We start from the raw sequence: 17,451 nt of genomic DNA, 5'->3' as shown, positions 1-17,451 counted from the left end.
TACAGTTACAATTTTTACTTACAAAAAAGGATCTTTTATTTTAATCTAATAAAGTTTTTATTGTGTTAGAAAACGTCTCTTCTAATTGTGCTTTTAAACTAGCACTACAGTTTTGATTTAATATAAGCTGGAATATATAAGAAAAACTTCTAATCCACTTTGCAAGTAGCTTCAAATATTCCTCTTTTGAGGATATAAGACCTGTTTGATACGAATCTTCTACCAGTTTCCTCCATTCAATCACACCTTTTGCTTGTATTTCTAAATTGTTGGAATTCTGTTTGGAATGCTGTCTAAAATAACTTAGGCTTTTAGAAACATAAACTCCTTTTCCATTTTGTAATGCAGAAAAACAAGTGGCAAGATCAATATTGGTTGTATAGTGATTGCCATTAAAAAATCCAAAGCCCTCTTTCAACGAAGATTTTTTAAAAAGTATTGAAGTTGGTTCACCAATAAAGTTGGTAAAATTGTCTAAGCAAAATAGCATAAGCTCTTTACCATCTATAATCTTATCCTCTGAAAACAATCTTTGGGTAGCGTGATTGTCATTTAACATATTTCCATTTGCATCAATCAGCTGCCTATGAGATGTAATTAATGATATATCATCTCTTTCAATAAAATAATTCATCATGTAATTTATCTTATCTTGATGAATTATATCATCATGAAATAGATAGTTTATATATTCCCCTCGACTCTCTTTGAAAAGATTAATACCATTGGATATACCATAATCCATCTCTGTTCGTTGATTTCGGAAATATCTAATATTGTTATATTTATCTATATATGGCTTTATAAAATCTTTAACGTCGTTATTAGTACTGTCATCTCCGATAATTATTTCAATATTATAATAAGTCTGATTTAGAGCGCTTTCCAATGCTTTTTTCAGATAATTAACTTGATTGTAAGTTGGAATTAAGATGCTGACCAATGGAAAAATGTCTTTAGAATATTCCTTTAAAAACTTCTCCCTATAATAATCATAGCCATTTCTCACATTAACAATCCCACAGTCATGTATGCACCAAGGCTCTTTTTGTTTAGGTATAACAACTTCATATCCAGCCTTAATAAACTCGATGCTTTGAGATATATCATAAAAATGCCAGCCATCAAAGATATTCTCTCTCCAAGGTATATCATATTGTGTAATCATTATGAGTCCATCAATAGCTTTTACTGTTTCGTATTTTTCGACTACTTCACTAAACTGTAGAAGTGATATTTTTCCTGTATGACTATCATAAACCTTACCATACGTTTTATTAGACTCCCACCATACACCATTTGTAGGAATTGCTTTAGATCCCGCTACACCAATCATTCCAATATTTTCATTATTAAAAACTTCCAATATGTCAAAAATAAAATTTTTATTAATTATAAAGACATCTTGGTGTAAATATACTTTATACTTAGCATCGCAATCCTTCATTGCAAAATTATAGGCACTTGTTATAGATTTTTGATTCCTTAATGCTCTATATTCCACCACAAATCCTTCAGGTATGTTTAGATTTTTTATATAAATTAGCGATTCTTCATATACTCTTTCATTATTTACACATGTAATAAAACATATCTTATTATCCACCATAATTCTCCATCCTTATCTCGTTTACTAAAGCAATAATTTCCTCATCCTTTTCTTCCAAATCATTCAGAATTCCAACAGCTTTTTCATTTTCTCCTAATCTATATAACATATATGCTAAATTATATGCTACATCTAAATTTTGAGGATTTAGTTTATAAGCTTCAATTAGAGCAAATAAAGCAAATTCGTAGTCTTTAATTCGATAAGAATTTAATCCTATCAGTAATAACACTTTTTCTCTATTAACAATATCCTTTTCAATCACTGAAGAAAAATCACTATGCTGAATAGAATACTCCTTATATAACTGATAGATTTTATCAAAACTTTCTACTGGTTGTATATCATTTTCAATTCTCCTTAGTAAAAACTTCATTTCTTGTTCTATATCTAGATTAAAATTGATTGAGTTGTCATTTAATAGCTGCCATATTTGATCAACCTCTTCATCTTGATCTGCTATTCTATTTAAAAAATTTTTGGCCAATTCAACTTCACCAATTTGATGCAAAAAAAGTGACATATTTATTAATGCATCTTTATTATTCTCGTCCATTTCTAATACTTTCTGCAATATAGGAATTACTAAATCAAACATCTTGTTTTCATAGCAAGCGATGCTAAGACGAATTAATATATCTAAACTATACTTATTTGATTCAAAATCATCAAAAATTTGCTTTAATTTACTTTCATCATCTAACAAAGTTATTATCATTGACTGGATTAACTCTGTTTCTTCTTCATCTTTAATATTTATATACTTTCTTTTAACATAGTCTTCATGATGAAAATTTATTTTCAATATTATACCATCATATGTTTCATTCATTTCTATAATAGCATTGCTAGAATACTTATAAACTTGGTATTCTATTTCATCTCTTTTATTTATAAATTGATTAGGTAATATAATTATTAACGACCCATTATCCTTAATATATTTACATACTTTTTTTATCAAATCCTTGTAACCAATTTCATAAACATTAGAAAATATAATATAATCAAAAAAACCCTCATTATACTGTGATATTGTTGTAAAATCACCAATTTTTATATTTGCAAAGTGATTGGTGTTGATAACAAGATTATTTTCCTTCTCTATACCGAAAAGAGTGGATTTAGGATATTGATTTTTTATATCCAATAAAGTTCCTCCCCCACCACAATTAATATGTAGCAAGGTAAAATGACAACTTCTATCCTCTTTTATTAACATTGTGATATCTTTTCTAATTTCATTTAAATTCATTGCATTTAAGGACCACTTTTCTTCAAACTTCTTTAAATTTTTATAGTACAATTCCAGATATTTTTCAGTACCTTTTCCAAAAGAAATACTTCCAAAATGATGAATAAAAGTATCTTTACACAACATCAATCTATATCCGGCTTTTCGTATTCTTAAACTATAATCATCATCTTCAAAATTACCTGGAGTAAATCTCTCATCAAGAAAACCTACCTTATTAACAACTTCCCTTTTAATTAGCATGCAAAAACCAATTAATCTCAAACGTTCTTCCCACATATCAGAATCACTTTTATTGTTATTTTTAGCAAATTCAATCATTTCGTCTATGTTTTTATATGTTACAGGAATAGCTTGATAATTGGAACAACTATTAGTTATTGCTCCTACAGCCCCTATATCCTCTGAGCTATATAAACAATTTAATAAATTTTCTAACCAATTAGGCGTTACTATAGTGTCATTGTTTAATAATAAAATATTTTCACCTTCGGATATTTTTATACCTTGATTACATCCAGCAGGAAAGCCTAAGTTCTCATCATTGAATATTACTTTAATTTCTTCTTCATTCTTTAACCATTCAATTGTTCCATCTGTAGATTTATTATCAATTACTATTATTTCATAGGTTCCTTTCTTGGTATACTTCTTTATACTATTAATACATAATTTCGTATAATCTAATTTATTATAAGTTAAGATTATTATACTTGTCTTCATTTCATCACCCCTTTAGCAAAGTATCTAGTTCATTCAATATTACGTCTAGATTGTGCTTTATCAAAAATTCACGTATTTCATTCTCTCCCACCTTAAGGAAATTATACGGACTAAATAGCCCCTCCATGTAATGTAAAACAGCATTGGTAATATCCCCTTGTTCTCTACATATTCTAGCTAGCATAAATTGAGCTTTATAACTACCGTATCCAACCACTGCTATATTATTTCTCGCTTCACCTATACTTAAGCATTTATTAAAACAAGCTATAGCTTTTTTTATCTCTCCTTTTTTATGATAGCAATCTCCTAACATAAAAGTCAGTTCTGCTGTAACATTAGGATTTCCACCTGCATCCTCAGCCATCAATGTTGATAAGAAGGCTATACAAGTATCATAGTCTTTTAAACTATAAAGACATTGTGCTATGCCATACAACATAACTCTTTTATAAGATGGTAAGGTACCTTTTGTCAGTTCATGTGACTTCAAAAAATATTTTAAAGCCTCTTCATACTTTTCCTCTAACATATAGGCATTACCTAAGTTGTAATTTACAAAAGGATCTTGAGGTTTCTCCTTAATTTGCTTTTTTAAAATATCCATATTTCTCTTTGACTTATTTCTATTAATCATATTTGTTTTCATATATCCATAATGGATTATCTTACAAATTTCCGGACTCAAATCAGTTACTTTCTCAGATGGAACAGACACATTTTCATGAATAGCACCGTGATATATATATCCTTTATTTTTATACAACTTGCAATATAAACATGAATATGCAATCTGTAAATCATCAACTATACTATAAATAGGAAGATTAAAGCCTTCAAATTCTGTAATAGTCAAAATTTCTTCTAGTTTCTCTCTACTACATAGAATTTTTTCATCCGCATCTAGCACAAGTATCCAATCACCGGTGGCTTGTTCTATTGATTTATTTCTTGCTTCTGCAAAGTCATTTTTCCAAGGACTTTCTAATAGCTTTACTTTATCACCATATTTTAATATTAATTCCTTCGTTCTATCTGTGGAACCTGTATCTACAATTATTGCATCATCAGCTATTTTTAAAGCTTCATTTAGACACATTTCAATATATTGCTCTTCATTTTTTACTATCATACATAAAGTAATTTTCATAAATGTACCTCCTTAGTTTATATACTAGTATTATCGTTCAAAAGTTAAAAATATTAATAGATAATAAAAAAACCCTCGATTAATATCGAGGGGTTTTTTTTATTATCTTAGTAACTGAAGAACTCCCTGTGGCTGCTGATTAGCCTGTGCAAGCATTGCTTGAGCTGCCTGATTTAAGATATTGTTCTTTGAGAAGTTCATCATTTCCTTAGCCATATCAACATCTCTAATTCTTGATTCTGATGCTGTTAGATTTTCTGCCATTGTATTTAAGTTAGTAATTGTATGTTCCAATCTATTTTGCTTTGCACCAAGTTCTGATCTTGCTGTAGAAACTTTCTTTATAGCATCGTCAATAGACTTAATTGCGTTTGTTGCATTGCTATTGGTATCAACCTTTAGATTGTTAACTGTTAAAGAAGTGGAGTTTGCATTAAAGCTTGCTAAGTAAAGTGTTAATGTATCATTTACTGTACCTGATCCAATCTGTAAATTAACTTCAGTGCTACTCGTATTATTTAATAGATTCTTTCCGTTAAAGTTTGTAGATTTAGCTATATGATCAATTTCTGAAACTAATTCATCAATCTCTTTCTTTATAGCTGCTCTATCTTCGTCCTGGTTAGTATCGTTAGCTGCCTGTACTGCTAATTCTCTCATTCTCTGAAGTATAGCATGAGTTTCGTTTAATCCACCTTCTGCTGTCTGGATTAAGGAAATACCATCCTGTGCATTTCTTGAACCTTGTTCTAATCCTCTGATCTGTGATCTCATTTTTTCGGAAATTGATAGTCCTGCTGCATCATCTCCAGCTCTGTTAATTCTTAAACCTGAAGATAACTTTTCCATTGCCTTTCCAGCACTGGTGTTGTTTATGCCCATTTGTCTGTGAGCATTTAATGCATTTAGATTGTGATTAATTATCATATTTACATCCTCCTTGTTTTTTAAATTGGCATCCTTGCCATTTAATTTATATTAAGTTTAACTGTTAGTTAAACTTAACTTCTAAAATAGTACTATTTTATTGTTATACTTATTTATCGTGAAAGCTTTTTAATACTTTATAGGTATTTTAAATTTTTTATAAAAAAATTTAAATCTACATTAAATTTTTTATTATACCTATTTTAAAGTTTTTTAGTATCACTAATTGACTTAATTAGCTTTTTACCTTTAACTTTTTATTGTTATACTAATATATCGTAAGATATTTATAATACTTTATAGGTATTTAAATTTTTTTATTAAAAAAAATTGAATCCACACTAAATTTTTTATTATAACTGCTTTGAAGGTTTTTAGTATCATTAATTGATTCTAATTGTCTTTTTACTTTTAACTTTTTTTCATTCATAAGCTTATTTAAATTATTTTGGAAAAATAAAATTTTTAGCTCATTGCAAACAATTCTAAACTCTTCCTTAGTGAAATTTAATTTTTCTATGCTGTTAATTATTTCTCTTCGTTGATCAATATAATTATCTAAAATATCATAGTTTTCATTTTCAACAGCCTTTATTAGTTCAATAGTTGTATCTCTATATTTAGTAAGCTCTTCTCTAAGTTGAGAATTCATTTTTCACGCTCCTTATCAAAACTCCATGACAACTATTAAGTTATACATGCTCAAAAGTATAAAACCTTTGAAACATGTATAACTTATATATAAAAGAACCTTTACTCAATCAGTTTAGTTTCCTAAATACATAGCCAACCAACTAGACTGACTGTTTAGTTTATTCATAGCAGTCTCTAATTGTGCAAATTGAGCATAATATTTTTCCTGTTTCACCGCTAACTTTTCTTTTAATTCATTAATTAACTTTTCTTTTGCTGTTAACTGCTTAGATAAAAGATTATTTAATTCAGTGTAGTCACCCTTAATACCTGCCTTTTCTAAAAGCAATCCTTTCTTTCCATTGGAGTCTCTAGTAGTTCTTACATAGTCTTGAAGAATATCATTTATTCTTTGGAAAATACCAGATTCTTGATATCTGTGATTTCTATCTGTAGAAGACATATCTGGGTTATAGTTAGGATTTGAAGTTGATTTCTTTGTAAATAATTCTGCTACTTTATCAGGATTATTTTTTAAAGCTTCTTTTAACTTAGCCTCATCTATAATTATTTTTCCTCTTTGTGATATATCTGAAGAAGTAGAAAGGCCAATATCTGTAAGCCTTATTCCGATATTATTAGTATCATAAGGATTATCACTAAAGTTGCTCTTTACCGGATCAAAGAAGGCTGCTCTCATTTTAGAAAGCATAGTATCTAAATAGGTATCCCCTTTTAATAAGCCTTGCTTTGCCTTTTCCTCCCATTTCTCGATTTGCTTCTCTGTCATTTCTTCCTTTTGAGCATCTGTCAATGGCTTATAGGTATACTGCTTTTTCTCTGTAATTTTTGAATTAATTTTATCAATTAAAGAATTGTATTTATCTACCAATGCAACTATTTTATTAAATACCTTATCTGTATTTGCAGTTACTGTTAATTCAATTTCCTTTGTTTCCGTTGTAGTATTTTGCAATAAGCTATAGGTTACACCGTCTATTGTAAAAGTATTAGTAGACTTGATTACAGTATTTACATTCCCATTAGGATCTTTTATAGTAACGGAAGCATCTGTTCCCGCAGTTTTAAAAGTATATTTTGAACTATCAGTAGCATCTTGTGTGCTATTAGTAGTATTAATATTAAATATGGTGCTTAAAAACTCTGAAGATTTACCATCTGTGTCTTTCCAAGATACGTTTAGTTGCTCACTAGAACCTGTATTAAGTGATGATAAAGTAAACTTTCCGCTTAATTCACTATAGGAAGCCTTAACCCCTGCCTTTTTAGATATATCATCCATAATATTTTGAATAGACTTATTGGCATCAGCACCGTCAAAATCATAGTAAAAATCTTTTCCATTGATATTAAAGCTTACCTTACCACTAACTATACTAGACATTTTACTGTTAGCAGTAGGTGATACACTAAAGTTAGTGCTGCTGTAACCTAAAGTTTTCACCGCATTACCACTGATATTAATATTTCCAGAATTAGAACTGGATGCTGAATTTATTTTATTTGTTAACTTAATCCTAGTTCCGTCAAAGGAAAGGGAAGCTTCTAAATCAGAAATCAAATTAACATTTGATTGAATTACATTTCCCTTTGTATCTAGTTTATCTGCTTTAGATAAAGCATTATTTATTTCGTCTTTTAGTTCTTCAAGACTATATTTTTTAGCTTCCAATGTTATTTTGTAATTAGTTCCATCAATGTTTACTATTAAAGTGTCATTGATATCTTTCTGAATGTCTATATCAAAGGTAAAGTTATCATTGTCAACTAGCGTATCTACTGCAATCTTTTTTCCATCTACTTCTTTTTCTCCAAGTTTTGTCCCCTCTACTACTACTTCATTTGCTGTATCAGAATTTACAAACAAGATTTGAGTACCATCATCAGATACCTTGGCTTTAAGTTTTGAAGCTATATTAACTTCGCTGTCATCAGATTGCAATTTAGCCTTAGCTAATTGAGAATTTATATGATTAGCTAAGTCGCTAAGACTCTTATATTCTCCTTTTGTTAAGTTAACAGTATAGTCCTTTAATCCCTCTTCATCGGTAATTGAAACTGTAATACTATCCTTTGAAAAAGTCACTGGAAAAGATACTGAATTTTCTGCTTGTCTAACTTTTATAGAGCCACTGCTTTGACTTGCCTTAGTAGCAGTTACTACATTTGAGAGAGTATAGGTACCGGCCACTGCACTTGCTGATGCTGAAGCAGTAGCATATTTTGCTGCACTGCTTGAAACTTCATAGCTAGAAAATGTATTAGCTGAAAGCATATATGAATCGGTTTTAAGTACATCAAAAAAAGTGCTTTTAAATGTATTTATATCTCCAATGATATCTCTATATAATTCCTGTTGCCATTCTAGTAGTTGCTTTTCCTGATAAACCTTGTCTACTTTTGTTTGTTCAACCTGCATTAATTGCTTTACTAAATTATCTGTATCTAATCCAGTAGCTAAACCTGTTATTCTTAAAGAATTACTACTAGTACTACTAGTACTTGCCATTTATATACCTCCTATCCATTGCTAAATTTTTATTTAGAAGCTCCTTTAGATACTTTATAAGCTTCATACCATGTATCTCTAATTTCCTCTACTAATGGTATTACTTCATCCATTATTGCTATATCCTTTTTTAAATTTGCTTCCACAAGTCTTCTAACAATAAAGTCATAGACACTCATTAACTTTCTTGCCCAGTCTCCGCCTGCTTGTACATCTAAAGTAGCCATCAACTCATAAAATATATCCTGAGTCCTTACAATATTTTTATGTGCTTCTGCAATCTTCTTATCTATAATAGCTTGTCTACCTAACTTGGCAAACTTAACCGCACCATCAACTAACATCAAAAGTAACTGTTCCTTAGATGCGAAATTTACACTATTATTTTTATATACTGCATAAGGATTATTTAAAGCCATTTTATTTACCTCCTGCTATCAATGAATACTCCTCTGTACTCATTAGCGTTTTTTAATGCTTCTTCCTTTTCTGCTTTTATACTTATTTTTTCTACTTTTACTGCCTCAATAGTTATTTTCTTATTTTTAATATATTTTTTTATTTCAAACTTTTCTTTGGGGGTTCTTTTATTATTCTTTTGATGTTTTCGTTCATCATATTTATGTTTGTATATTAAAACACCTTCTTTTGTATGAACCTTTCCCTCTCTAGTTGTATCATTGATTTTCTGTCTTAAGTCCGTATCAACTTTATTGATCCTAAACTCCATACATCCCCCTCCTTATCAATAGCTTAATCTAATAAATTAAGCCTTTTTATCGACAAGGATTCCAACCATTTCGCACATTTTAGCAACCATATCTAATATTTTTTTAGGCGGAACTTCCTTTATAATTTCATTCGTTTTTTTGTCCCTTATAGTTATAATTATGTCATTGCTAAATTTATCATGCACTTCATATTCTGCATAGGTATCATTATCCTCTAAAAAACTATTAAGTTTTTCAATAGCCTTTTTTAGAGAATCTTCCTTTAGTTCTGTTTCTCCGTCGTATTTAGCCTCTATTAATTCATTATTTATATTGCTAGTATTATTTTGACCTTCCAAGTTGAGGTTTGCTGTTTGTATTAGTCTTCCTTGACCAGTTTTCATAACTTCCATATTATTCACCTCTTAATACTACTTACTATTTTTTCTTTATATTTTTTAACAAATCTAAATTAAAAACTGCTGCTGTCTTGTTTTCTTCTTCTACTTCTTTGTAAAGTTCTTTTCTTAAAATGGTAATATCCCTAGGTGCATTAATAGCTAATTTAACAGAGCCGTCATCAACTTTAACCACTGTAATTTCTATATCATCACCAATTAAAAGAGATTCTCCCTTTTTTCTTGTTATAACTAACATAATTATCACTCCTGAACTAAAGGATGTTTGATCAGATATTTATCACTATCTAATATTATTTGTTCCCCTGATTTGTTACTTATATTTATTACTATTGGTGCCTTTAAATTTACTGTAATATTTTCTACCTTCGAATGTAGAGTTACTGTGTTCTGTATCAATACATCTTCTGGCTTTTCTATATTAAGCCTCTTAATCACTCCATCCTTAAGTTCAACCTCATATGACTCATCAATACTAAAAGGACTTATGGTCACCAAACCTATATCAGGATCCTCTATAGAATGTAAAATATTAAACCCCTCATTTCCTTCTACAGGTAATAACACAAATTTTGATAGTCCTTCAAATCCAGGTAAACCTTTTATAAAAGTTATTACATCAGCTTCATCATATTCTATTATTCCATGATGCGTAGTTTGAAATTTCATTTTACCTCTCCTATCTAACCTAGATAATCCATCAAGGTTGGTTGAAGTACTCTTGCACTAGTTTGTAAGGATGCAATGTAAACTGTCTGCATAATAGCGTATTCCATAGTTTTTTCAGTTATATCTATATCCTCAGTTTCTGAAAGAATTTCTTTCATGTTGTAGGTTTCCTCTTCATTTCTAAACTTAGCACTTTCCATTCTATTTTGCTTAGCTCCTACTTCAGAACGAATTTTAAGCAGATTATTAATAGCATCTGTTATACCTTTAAGATCACTTGTATTAATTAGCTCTAGTGCTTTATCAGTATCAGCGTTACCATTATTATCTTTTCCATCTAAATGATTAGTTATGTTGGTTAAAAGCTCCATTAAATTATATTGAGTTCCATCTTCACTGGTAAATTGAAGTACATCCGCTGCAGTTACGTTATATTCCATGCTTACTCCCTGTGATATTTCTACAGACATTTTAGTTTTAATCATGGCCAGTTCATTTTGAACATTTAAATCTGTAGAATTTAGTTCTAGCTCTGATCCGCTTCTAGAGTTATAAAAAAGTTTTGTATTGTTAGTATTTGCATCTGGAGCGGAATCTACAGGTTTTGTAGTAGCTCTTGTACCTCCAAATATATACTTACCATCGAAATTAGTGTTCAAAATTTGTGCAAGTTCACCTATTTTTTCATTAATTTCATCTTTGATAGCTTTTCTCTCACTTTCGCTATAGGAAGCATTACCGGCAGATATAAGAAGTTCTCTAACTCTTTGCAAAACATTTCCTGCTTGACCTAAAGCAGTATCTGTGGTATCCAACCAATTTATAGTATCGCTAATATTCTCCTTATACTGTTTATTAGCATTAATATTACTGTAAAGCTGCATAGCTCTAGCTACCTTAAAAGGATTGTCTGATGGTCTTCTTATTTCTTTCCCAGAAGTCATTTGTTGTTGAAGCTCTTGTAAATTACTAAGATTGTTGCCCATATCTCTCAAAAAGCTAGTTGATAACATCTTATTGGTTACTCTCAAATTTATCACCTCTTTTTACTATCTTACTAAACCATTAATAATAACATCTAATAATTCATCTACCGTATTGATTATTTTTGCATTAGCCTGATATGCATGTTGAAATTGAATTAAATTTGTCATTTCTTCATCTAAAGAAACACCAGATATACTAAGTCTAGTTTCAGTGAAACTATCCAACAAGGATTGCTGATTCTTTACTATTCTTTTAGCCTCCTGTGTCTGGACCCCTAATTTATCAATAGTATCTTTAAAGTAATTATCTATAGTAGTACCATTAGTGTTATCTTTAATAGTCATACCATTATTTGTTAGAACACTTCCACCTTTAAGAGGATCAAATAAATCTTTTCTTTCATTAATATTAATTCCAAAATCCTGAACTTTTATTAAAGTATATCTAAGTGCTGCTATAGCTTTTGCTCTTTCACCATCAGATTCACCGTCTACGTTATTATTCTTTGTATAATCAAACTCATTGTCATGTGTTCTAGTTTTAATCTTCATAACGTCTTTTAAAAGTTCTACATTTACGCTAATATTTTCTGCCGTTATGTTCTTTTCTGCAGCCAATACAGCATCTAGATTATTTAAAATACCATTACTATATTCTGCTACCTGACTATTTACAAAGAAAGGCACAAAATCTTTTGCAGGGTCCCCTGCGGAAGTTACATCTGTCATACCGCTGTGTACTGCATTAACAGTGAAAGCTAAAGCTTTTGCTACACTGTTTAGCTGATCCATATAACTTTCGATATCTGACATTACAGACATATATCCCTTTAATTCACCAGAGGAAGGTTGAAATAATTGCAATTCAGCATAGGAAACAGTAGCCCCATCTTTAATTTCCCAACCATCTCCCTTTATTGCAGTTCCGTCCTGAGAGGCCCAAAGCACTCTTGTATGAGAAATCTCTTTAACTGCATCATCGTCTAAGCCAGTAACGGTAATGGTCATCTTATTTTTTTCAGAAGTCATATCTCCTAGCTTATAGTAGGTGAGTTTATAGGTACCACCGCCTAAATCTTCAATGTTAGTTATATATGAAAATCTTTTAGCATCATCATTGTTCTCTGATTTTAATACGTAACCGTCCTTTACACCTTGTGTATCAACAGGTTTTACATCAAATCCGTCAAAGGATGTTTTATCTAAATTAATATTAAATTTTTTACTAAGTTCATCTAAAAGCAAATCCCTTTTATCCATTAAATCATTTGGAATATTGCCAGCTATTTTAACACCAATTATCTGTTGGTTTACCTGATCTAACTGATTTAATAAATTATTAATTTCAAATACAGAACTCCTTATTAATGAACTAGCATTCTCTTTTAGATTCTTTAACTGAGTATAGGTGTGATTTAATTCGTCTGCTAAAGCTGCAGATTGCTGAGCCACAACCGTTCTAGCATTAGAGCTATTAGCCTGCTTGGAAAGTTGTTGCCAAGAATCAAAAAACTTACCAATTAATGTTGAGATTCCTGTTTCAGTAGGCTCGTTAAAGATACTTTCAATTTCATGCAGAAATTTTTCTCTAGCCTCATATTGACCATAAGTACTTGTTTCTGTTCTTACTTGATAGTCTATAAAGCTATCTCTTATTCTGTTTATAGCAGAAACTTCTGCACCTGTACCAAGCTGACCAACTTCTGCTGTAGTATTTAGAGTTGGCATACCAAAAGGCCTGGTGGTTTGTATCTCAGCTCTTTGTCTTGAATATCCCTCTGTATTGGCATTGGCAATATTGTGAGAAGTAACTTCTATAGACTTTTGCTGAACAAATAACCCTTTTTTTGCTATATTAAAAGTATTAAATAATCCTGACATTCTTTCACCTCTATCTTCTAAGTTTTCCGTAAGCATTATAGGTTTGCATTTTTCTATCTGGTGTTATCAGATTTAGCATCCTTGTACTAAAACCTAAACCTTGCCTAATTAGCGTGTCATTTGTGTCCTTCTGAAGTTGTAACTGTGCTAGTAATTTTTTTATATTGCGATAACTATTTTCCAAGTCCAAATCTTTAGTCTCCATAACTATGTGACTCATAACTTTTCCAGCAGTTATTTTTCTTCTCTCCATTTCAAGTTCAGCAATTTCTTTATTCACATTCTGTATTTTGCTTACCATTGCTTCCAATTCAAAAACTTTATTCCCCAACAATAATTTATGCTGTTCTTCTAGCAAGGAAAGAAGATTTTTTAAAGCATCTGTTTCCTTTTGCATTATACTCTTTAATCTTTCAGAGTCCATTATACTTCTCTTCCTTTCATGAAGTCTATCATCCTTTGTGCTACTAATTTTGAATCTACCTTATAAGTTCCTTTAGAAATCTCATCTCTGATTTCATCTAGCCTTTTCTCTGATATTTCATAATTATCATCTAAGCACATATTACTTAAGCTCTTTCCAATGCTAGATATTTCAATTGAATCCCTATGAACTTTGCTTGCATCCTTGATATCTAACTTTTTACTTGTACTATATAAATTAATAATTTTACTTGGACTTACTCCATTTATTTTCATAATAATCCCCCCACAAGTTTCCTTTAGTTATTTATCGTTTATATTTTTATAAAGTTTATACCTTATACTGAAATTGATAAGTAGTCTTTACATATTAAATTTATACATAAGTGCTTCTATGTAAAAAATTAAAACTCGGGATCTACTGTCCCGAGTTCAATGAGGAAAATACAATAGAAAGTTTTATCATAATAAACTTTCCATTATTATAATCAAATTATTTTCCTAAACTTTTTATTCTTTCAGCATTGCTAACAATGCTTGTAATTCTTACTCCAAAGTTTTCATCTACCACTACTACTTCTCCGTAGGCAACCTTCTTACCATTTACAAGTATTTCTACAGGCTCTTCCGCTAATTTATCTAATTCTACCAATGATCCAGTTCCTAAAGCAAGTACATCCTTAATACTCTTTTTAGTTCTTCCTAAAACTACAGATATTTCTAAAGGTACATCTAAAATCAGATCTATATTCTTAGGATGATCATGCTCACCGGAAGGATGCAAAGGTTGAAATTGAGCTTTTTGCACCTCAATGGGTGGTCCTTGCTCAATAGGCTTCTGCCCTATATCAAAATTATTTGATCCATAATTATTTTGATAGCCTAAATTTGAATACTGGTTACTAACTTGATTTTGGTTATAATTTTGATTTTTATTATTATATTGCGGTTGAGAAGTGCTGTAGTTTTCTTGTGTAGAGCTTCCTTGAGAAACAGGTGTCGAAGTATTATTATTCATTTCACTATCCTCTTGACCCATCATTATTGAAACTATTTTTTTGGCTGTTTCTATTGGGAGTATTTGCATAATAGTACTATCAATCAAATCTCCCACAGTTAGACTAAAAGAAATTCTAACAATTTTTTCACTGGTATCAATATTGTTTATGGCAATATCAGAATTACCAGTCCAAATCATTGATACCGGTGGAGAGATATTTACTTCTCTGGCAAGCATTGTTGCCATAGAAGTTGCTGCGGAACCTATCATCTGGTTCATAGCCTCAGCTACTGCGCTTTCTTCTATCTCAGTTAACTCTGTTGCTGAAACCTTTCCGTCACCGCCCATCATTAAACTAGCTATAATAGCAGCATCGGTTATTTTCATAACTAATAAGTTTCCACCTATTATACCACTAGTATATTTTACCTCTAAAGCAAGGTTAGGCACTTGGAAGGTTTTGCTTAATTCATCTAAAGTTGTTATAGTAACTACTGGCGTAGTTATATTTACTGCTTGATTTAATATTTGTGACAGCGCAGTAGATGCAGAACCCATTGAGATATTTCCAACTTCACCTAATAAGTCTTTTTCTACATCAGATAATATTTCTTCTTCCTCCTGTGGAGCTGAAGAACTATCACCGCCATTTAATAGTGCGTCAATTTCCTCTTGAGAAAGAAATCCATTACTCATAACTTTCCACATCCTTATCAATCATATCTAATATCTCAATTCCTCTATACTTCTTTATAATTCCTGGCCGAGCATAATATATCTTCTTATCCTCTGCTAGAACTGTAACTGCGTCAGTTGTTTTACTGTCTAAGGTTACTACATCACCTATATTAAGCTTCAAGAAATCATCAACTGTAATTTGAGCTTTCCCTAATACAGCTGTCAAGTTCACATCCACTATGTTTAATCTTTCCTTTAACTTCTGTCGGGACTCTTTTACTAACTCGTCATCGGCCTGCTGGAACCAATATTGAACAACTAACTTATCCAACACCTTCTCTATACTTATATAAGGAATACACATATTAATAAAGGTTGAATTTAATCCTATTTCACAGGAGAAGGTTATTAGTGCTACTGCTTCATTTGGCGCCAAGGTCTGATTTAATGCTGGATTTGTTTCTAAGGCCTCAATTTCTGGATTTACATCAATGATATCTTCCCAAGCCAACCTTAGATTTGATATCAAACCAGTATTAATTTGTCTAATAATATTTTTATCGATGTCTGTAAATTCCCTAATTTTGCTTTGTCTATCACCTTTACCACCTAATAAAATATCATTTACTTGAAAAACAAAGGAAGGATTTGTTTCAAATAAAATTGATCCGCTTAAAGGTGGCATTTTAAAAGTAGTTAATATCGTAGGATTAGGAATTGAATGTATAAACTCCTCATAGGTAATCTGTTCTATAGATTCAATTTTAATTTTTGCGTTAGTTCTAATTTGAGCAGTGAGAAAATTTGAAATTATTCTAGCAAAATTATCATGAATTAATTCCAAAGTTCTCAAATGCTCTTTAGAAAATTTTTGAGGACTTCTAAAATCGTATAACTTTACCTTCTGTTTCTCTTCTTCTTTAGGAAGCTCATCCGGGTGTATATCTCCTGATGACAAGGCAGATAACAGTGCATCGATTTCACTTTGTGATAAGACTTCTGCCATACATTTCCCTCATTTCATGCTAATTTATTTGCAATTCATCTATATCTATCAATGTAACTATTTTTGAGCCTAAATTTACTATGGCTTTAACATAAGCCTTATTTGTTTCATCTGTAACGTTCTCTAGTTGATCTTCCTTAACTTCCATTACTTCACTGACACTATCAACTGCAATACCTACCAATTCATCTTTAACGTTTAATATAATTATATTGCTCTTTTCTCCATTCTTTTTTTCAACATCAAGGAGTAATTCTATATCTAGCAAAGAAATTACATTTCCTCTTAGATTAATTAACCCCTTAATATACGCTGGAGCTGCAGGTACATTTGTTACTTTCATCATATCGTTTATACTTTCAACCTTTGAAGTTTCAACGGCGAATTCTTCATCGTTAAGTTTAAATACAATTATCTGCAAAATCCTTCCCCCCTATAAGGTATTATAGTTAAAATTCCTATTTTTATCCGACTACTTTTTTTATAGCTTCTAATACTCTATCTGCTTGGAAGGGTTTAACAATGAAGTCTTTTGCTCCAGCTCTAATAGCATCCATAACCATAGTTTGTTGTCCCATTGCACTACACATAATAATCTTTGCAGAAGCATCAAAGGCCTTAATCTGTCTTACAGCTTCGATACCATCCATATCTGGCATTGTTATATCCATTGTAACCACATCTGGTTTTTCTTTTTTATACATCTCTACGGCCTTAACTCCATTATTAGCCTCCCCTATAACCTCATAACCATTTTTCTCCAATATGTCCTTTATCATCATTCTCATAAATGCAGCATCATCTACAATTAACACTCTAGCCATTTTATATCCTCCTTATAATACTGTATTT

19 protein-coding genes are annotated in these 17,451 nt (G+C 30.6%); all 19 read right to left on the bottom strand.

Annotated elements, in window-relative coordinates; all coding sequences use genetic code 11:
• Window positions 1-40 precede the first annotated feature (40 nt).
• The 19 genes from N3C_RS14925 to N3C_RS00250 all read right to left on the bottom strand — a co-directional run bounded on the left by N3C_RS14925 (window position 41) and on the right by N3C_RS00250 (window position 17,423).
• Window positions 41-1,609: a glycosyltransferase gene (locus N3C_RS14925; protein ID WP_074364068.1), complete on the bottom strand. Its 1,569-nt coding sequence runs from the start codon at window positions 1,607-1,609 to the stop codon at window positions 41-43.
• Window positions 1,599-3,587, bottom strand: coding sequence for a glycosyltransferase (locus N3C_RS00335; RefSeq protein WP_074364067.1), 1,989 nt, complete (start codon window positions 3,585-3,587; stop codon window positions 1,599-1,601). Before N3C_RS00335 ends, N3C_RS14925 begins: the two co-directional genes overlap by 11 nt.
• A 4-nt stretch (window positions 3,588-3,591) precedes the next feature.
• Window positions 3,592-4,737 (bottom strand): glycosyltransferase, encoded by a 1,146-nt coding sequence (locus N3C_RS00330; protein WP_074364066.1) that lies wholly within the window; start codon window positions 4,735-4,737, stop codon window positions 3,592-3,594.
• 102 nt (window positions 4,738-4,839) lie between these two features.
• The gene (locus N3C_RS00325; RefSeq protein ID WP_074364065.1) at window positions 4,840-5,664 is read right to left on the bottom strand and encodes a flagellin N-terminal helical domain-containing protein; all 825 of its coding nucleotides are present in this window, start codon (window positions 5,662-5,664) and stop codon (window positions 4,840-4,842) included.
• A gap of 307 nt (window positions 5,665-5,971) precedes the next feature.
• A complete protein-coding gene (locus tag N3C_RS00320; RefSeq protein WP_074364064.1) occupies window positions 5,972-6,316 on the bottom strand; it encodes a flagellar protein FliT in 345 nt (114 codons plus the stop codon).
• A 114-nt stretch (window positions 6,317-6,430) separates the two neighbouring features.
• Window positions 6,431-8,827, bottom strand: a complete 2,397-nt coding sequence (fliD, locus tag N3C_RS00315) for a flagellar filament capping protein FliD (protein WP_074364063.1) — start codon at window positions 8,825-8,827, stop codon at window positions 6,431-6,433.
• 29 nt (window positions 8,828-8,856) lie between these two features.
• Window positions 8,857-9,246 (bottom strand): flagellar export chaperone FliS, encoded by a 390-nt coding sequence (gene fliS / locus N3C_RS00310; protein WP_074364062.1) that lies wholly within the window; start codon window positions 9,244-9,246, stop codon window positions 8,857-8,859.
• A gap of 5 nt (window positions 9,247-9,251) precedes the next feature.
• Window positions 9,252-9,557, bottom strand: coding sequence for a hypothetical protein (locus N3C_RS00305; protein ID WP_074364061.1), 306 nt, complete (start codon window positions 9,555-9,557; stop codon window positions 9,252-9,254).
• A 36-nt stretch (window positions 9,558-9,593) separates the two neighbouring features.
• Window positions 9,594-9,950 (bottom strand): flagellar protein FlaG, encoded by a 357-nt coding sequence (locus N3C_RS00300; protein WP_074364060.1) that lies wholly within the window; start codon window positions 9,948-9,950, stop codon window positions 9,594-9,596.
• Window positions 9,951-9,975: 25 nt separating this feature from the next.
• Window positions 9,976-10,194, bottom strand: a complete 219-nt coding sequence (gene csrA, locus N3C_RS00295; RefSeq protein ID WP_074364059.1) for a carbon storage regulator CsrA — start codon at window positions 10,192-10,194, stop codon at window positions 9,976-9,978.
• 5 nt (window positions 10,195-10,199) lie between these two features.
• On the bottom strand, window positions 10,200-10,625 hold the full coding sequence (gene fliW / locus N3C_RS00290; RefSeq protein WP_074364058.1) for a flagellar assembly protein FliW: 426 nt from the start codon (window positions 10,623-10,625) through the stop codon (window positions 10,200-10,202).
• Window positions 10,626-10,639: 14 nt separating this feature from the next.
• On the bottom strand, window positions 10,640-11,656 hold the full coding sequence (flgL, locus tag N3C_RS00285; RefSeq protein WP_074364057.1) for a flagellar hook-associated protein FlgL: 1,017 nt from the start codon (window positions 11,654-11,656) through the stop codon (window positions 10,640-10,642).
• 18 nt (window positions 11,657-11,674) lie between these two features.
• Complete coding sequence (gene flgK, locus N3C_RS00280; protein ID WP_074364056.1) at window positions 11,675-13,492, bottom strand: flagellar hook-associated protein FlgK; 1,818 nt, start codon at window positions 13,490-13,492, stop codon at window positions 11,675-11,677.
• A 10-nt stretch (window positions 13,493-13,502) separates the two neighbouring features.
• Window positions 13,503-13,916 carry a flagellar protein FlgN gene (locus N3C_RS00275; protein ID WP_074364055.1) on the bottom strand — a complete coding sequence of 138 codons (414 nt, stop codon included), beginning with the start codon at window positions 13,914-13,916 and terminating at the stop codon, window positions 13,503-13,505.
• On the bottom strand, window positions 13,916-14,191 hold the full coding sequence (flgM, locus tag N3C_RS00270; RefSeq protein ID WP_074364054.1) for a flagellar biosynthesis anti-sigma factor FlgM: 276 nt from the start codon (window positions 14,189-14,191) through the stop codon (window positions 13,916-13,918). The genes N3C_RS00275 and flgM overlap by 1 nt, the downstream gene beginning before the upstream one ends.
• Window positions 14,192-14,408: 217 nt before the next feature.
• On the bottom strand, window positions 14,409-15,611 hold the full coding sequence (gene fliY / locus N3C_RS00265; RefSeq protein WP_074364053.1) for a flagellar motor switch phosphatase FliY: 1,203 nt from the start codon (window positions 15,609-15,611) through the stop codon (window positions 14,409-14,411).
• Entirely contained in the window at window positions 15,604-16,599 is a 996-nt protein-coding gene (gene fliM / locus N3C_RS00260) for a flagellar motor switch protein FliM (protein ID WP_074364052.1), read from the bottom strand. Before fliM ends, fliY begins: the two co-directional genes overlap by 8 nt.
• Window positions 16,600-16,618: 19 nt before the next feature.
• Window positions 16,619-17,020 (bottom strand): chemotaxis protein CheW, encoded by a 402-nt coding sequence (locus tag N3C_RS00255; RefSeq protein WP_074364051.1) that lies wholly within the window; start codon window positions 17,018-17,020, stop codon window positions 16,619-16,621.
• A gap of 43 nt (window positions 17,021-17,063) precedes the next feature.
• The gene (locus tag N3C_RS00250) at window positions 17,064-17,423 is read right to left on the bottom strand and encodes a response regulator (RefSeq protein WP_074364050.1); all 360 of its coding nucleotides are present in this window, start codon (window positions 17,421-17,423) and stop codon (window positions 17,064-17,066) included.
• Window positions 17,424-17,451: the final 28 nt, after the last annotated feature.

The sequence above is a fragment of the Clostridium sp. N3C genome, from assembly GCF_900095445.1.
In the GTDB taxonomy this organism is placed as follows: Bacteria; Bacillota; Clostridia; order Clostridiales; family Clostridiaceae; genus Clostridium_AU.
This window is presented reverse-complemented; position numbering and strand designations above follow the sequence as displayed.

What these genes read in the sequence shown, in the direction of transcription:
- flgK (WP_074364056.1), bottom strand. Translation starts at nt 13,492, where the DNA reads ATGTCAGGATTATTTAATACTTTTAATATAGCAAAAAAAGGGTTATTT.
- N3C_RS00250 (WP_074364050.1), bottom strand. Translation starts at nt 17,423, where the DNA reads ATGGCTAGAGTGTTAATTGTAGATGATGCTGCATTTATGAGAATGATG.
- N3C_RS00330 (WP_074364066.1), bottom strand. Translation starts at nt 4,737, where the DNA reads ATGAAAATTACTTTATGTATGATAGTAAAAAATGAAGAGCAATATATT.
- csrA (WP_074364059.1), bottom strand. Translation starts at nt 10,194, where the DNA reads ATGTTAGTTATAACAAGAAAAAAGGGAGAATCTCTTTTAATTGGTGAT.
- N3C_RS00305 (WP_074364061.1), bottom strand. Translation starts at nt 9,557, where the DNA reads ATGGAGTTTAGGATCAATAAAGTTGATACGGACTTAAGACAGAAAATC.
- N3C_RS00275 (WP_074364055.1), bottom strand. Translation starts at nt 13,916, where the DNA reads ATGGACTCTGAAAGATTAAAGAGTATAATGCAAAAGGAAACAGATGCT.
- N3C_RS00320 (WP_074364064.1), bottom strand. Translation starts at nt 6,316, where the DNA reads ATGAATTCTCAACTTAGAGAAGAGCTTACTAAATATAGAGATACAACT.
- N3C_RS14925 (WP_074364068.1), bottom strand. Translation starts at nt 1,609, where the DNA reads ATGGTGGATAATAAGATATGTTTTATTACATGTGTAAATAATGAAAGA.
- fliM (WP_074364052.1), bottom strand. Translation starts at nt 16,599, where the DNA reads ATGGCAGAAGTCTTATCACAAAGTGAAATCGATGCACTGTTATCTGCC.
- N3C_RS00300 (WP_074364060.1), bottom strand. Translation starts at nt 9,950, where the DNA reads ATGGAAGTTATGAAAACTGGTCAAGGAAGACTAATACAAACAGCAAAC.
- fliS (WP_074364062.1), bottom strand. Translation starts at nt 9,246, where the DNA reads ATGGCTTTAAATAATCCTTATGCAGTATATAAAAATAATAGTGTAAAT.
- fliW (WP_074364058.1), bottom strand. Translation starts at nt 10,625, where the DNA reads ATGAAATTTCAAACTACGCATCATGGAATAATAGAATATGATGAAGCT.
- N3C_RS00335 (WP_074364067.1), bottom strand. Translation starts at nt 3,587, where the DNA reads ATGAAGACAAGTATAATAATCTTAACTTATAATAAATTAGATTATACG.
- fliY (WP_074364053.1), bottom strand. Translation starts at nt 15,611, where the DNA reads ATGAGTAATGGATTTCTTTCTCAAGAGGAAATTGACGCACTATTAAAT.
- fliD (WP_074364063.1), bottom strand. Translation starts at nt 8,827, where the DNA reads ATGGCAAGTACTAGTAGTACTAGTAGTAATTCTTTAAGAATAACAGGT.
- N3C_RS00325 (WP_074364065.1), bottom strand. Translation starts at nt 5,664, where the DNA reads ATGATAATTAATCACAATCTAAATGCATTAAATGCTCACAGACAAATG.
- flgM (WP_074364054.1), bottom strand. Translation starts at nt 14,191, where the DNA reads ATGAAAATAAATGGAGTAAGTCCAAGTAAAATTATTAATTTATATAGT.